Consider the following 2,194-nt stretch of genomic DNA (forward strand, 5'->3'; position numbering starts at 1 on the left):
TGAACGACAGCTCCTTTACTTTCTAAAAATCGTATGGCTTCTTCTCGAGTTAGAGGACGTAGGCTTCCTGTGATAACAATGTTCTTTCCTGTTAAATCCATAGTTCAGCCTATTCTTCTTCGTCGTCACTCTCAGCGCCAGTGATATGACGTCCGCCCTGCATACGCTGTCCTGCTTGTTGCATTTGTTGGTTCATGTAATTCATTTGATTCATGCTCTGTTGAAATTTTTGTTGAGAAGAATCAGGCTGTGCTGGTGGTTGTGATTCTGAAACTGGTGCATCTACAGGTGGATTTGGATCTTGAATTGGGGACTCCATTTCTTCAGCTGGAGGAGTTGAATCGACAATAGGTGCTTCTGTTGTTCCTGGGTCAATTGGAGGCTCAGGAATATCAATTGGTCCAGGTTGCTGATCAATTCCAGGAACAGCATCATTTTTCAGAGCGTTATAGGTCGCATTTTGAGCAGAGGCAGCCTTATCATCCAGCTTATCTAATGCGCTACCAACTGCCCCTTTCGTATTTTGCATGGCTTCAAATGCTTTCCATTCTGCCAAATCAACCATATTACTTACACCACCTTTGGCCGCATTCATAAAGCCTTGGTCTTTTACAGAGTTCAAAGCACCTTGAATACCACCTCCAGTTCTGGCAAGGCTATTTCCTAGGATCTGACTTCCTTTAGACAAGGCATCTGGAGCTTTTTTAGCCATATCCATACCAAATTGGCCAAGTGCCATACTGCCATTAAAGAGACCGCCTGCTCCAGCCGCAAAGGCATTCCCCATCATCATAGCACCCAGCAGTTGTTGAGCTGTTTCACTATGACCTGTTGAAACTCCAAGCCAGCGCTCAATCATGGCCACTCCTTGCATGGCTGCAAAGAATACTCCAACATAGACAAAGGCAGCTGCGAGACACTGTTCCCACATATTGAGTCCATCAAAGAATCCGCCAGAAAGCTTCGTTACAGCTGAAACAGAAAGGATTGGTAAATCTCTGAAAATCTCAAGGGTTACACGCATAATGATAACTTCAAAGAAGATTCCTGCTAAGGCACCGCCAATCGTTCTTAACAACTCTTTGTATTTCTTTGAGTTTGATAGAGAACTATATCCGAGAATCGGAGAAATCATTGCTTCAATCAGAATATCAAAAACTGATTTAACGAGCTTGATGATCATGCTGACCAATAGAACAATCAGGATAATGTACTGAAGAAACATCCCTATCCAGTTGACTTTATAGCGCATATAAACTGATTCAAAAGCACTCAATTGATTAATGACTCGGTGTTCTGTAATGCTTTCAACTCCAGTATTATTGGAATTCAACTTATGGAGGAACAAGCCTTTAATTCCTGCTATTTTGTCGTTTTCCTGTATATCCTTTAACAGTTTTGGATTTGTCGTACCATAGTTTGCCCCAAAATCAATCTTGGTCGCAAAATCAGTCGTATCCCGCTGTGCAGGGTCATCCGTGATATTATTGACAGGAGTAGAGCCTTCCTGAACAGGCTTGATATAGCCATAATCATCCATTGGGAACAACTCCGTAGAAAAATCCTTGTAGATCAAGACTTTTAAGTCTACCACATTATTTTTCATGGGCTGAAGAGCCAAGGAGGAAGTTGGTTGACTACCAGATGGCGCTTCACTGGAGACTGTCTGGATAGACATGGCATCCTGTGCCACTGCTGTTGAGATGGTGGTCAAAGCTAGTGGCAATACGGCAGTTACAGCAGTTACCAAAAGGAAATTCGTGATGACCCCTTTGTATTTGACTGGTTTTGTAAAAACTCCTGCAACAGCCGACACGACCAAAATCAGGGTGAACAAGGACGTCCCCAATAGCTGAAACCAGTAAAAGAACTGGCCTATAATCGTCTTCTGGTCTCCCAGATAACCGAAAAGCCCAAAGAGCTTGAACATATTATTAAAAACATGTTCTAGACTGGAAGTGATTTGATAAAGAGCCTTCGCGATCCCTCCTGGTAAATAGGTGAGAAATGCCATAAATGCAGGAGTCGGTTCTAAATAATTTCCCCAGTAGGAATAGAACTCCGCTAGCTTTTTTGCATTCTCACCTGTGATTTCACCATTGAGATTCTTGATCTCATTCACCAAATCTGAAAAGGTTTGATAGTGCACTAAAGGTACCTTCTTTCTTTCTAAGATACCCCTATCATATTCGAT

Annotated in this window: 1 protein-coding gene; it reads right to left on the reverse strand. The window is 42.4% G+C overall.

Features of this window, described 5'->3' with window-relative positions:
- Positions 1-109: 109 nt before the first annotated feature.
- Positions 110-2,194, reverse strand: a 2,085-nt coding sequence (locus tag SORDD24_RS02920) for a pLS20_p028 family conjugation system transmembrane protein (protein ID WP_231082668.1), incomplete at its 5' end; no start/stop codon positions are given.

It is taken from the genome of Streptococcus oralis, from assembly GCF_001579175.1.
GTDB lineage: Bacteria > Bacillota > Bacilli > Lactobacillales > Streptococcaceae > Streptococcus > Streptococcus oralis_O.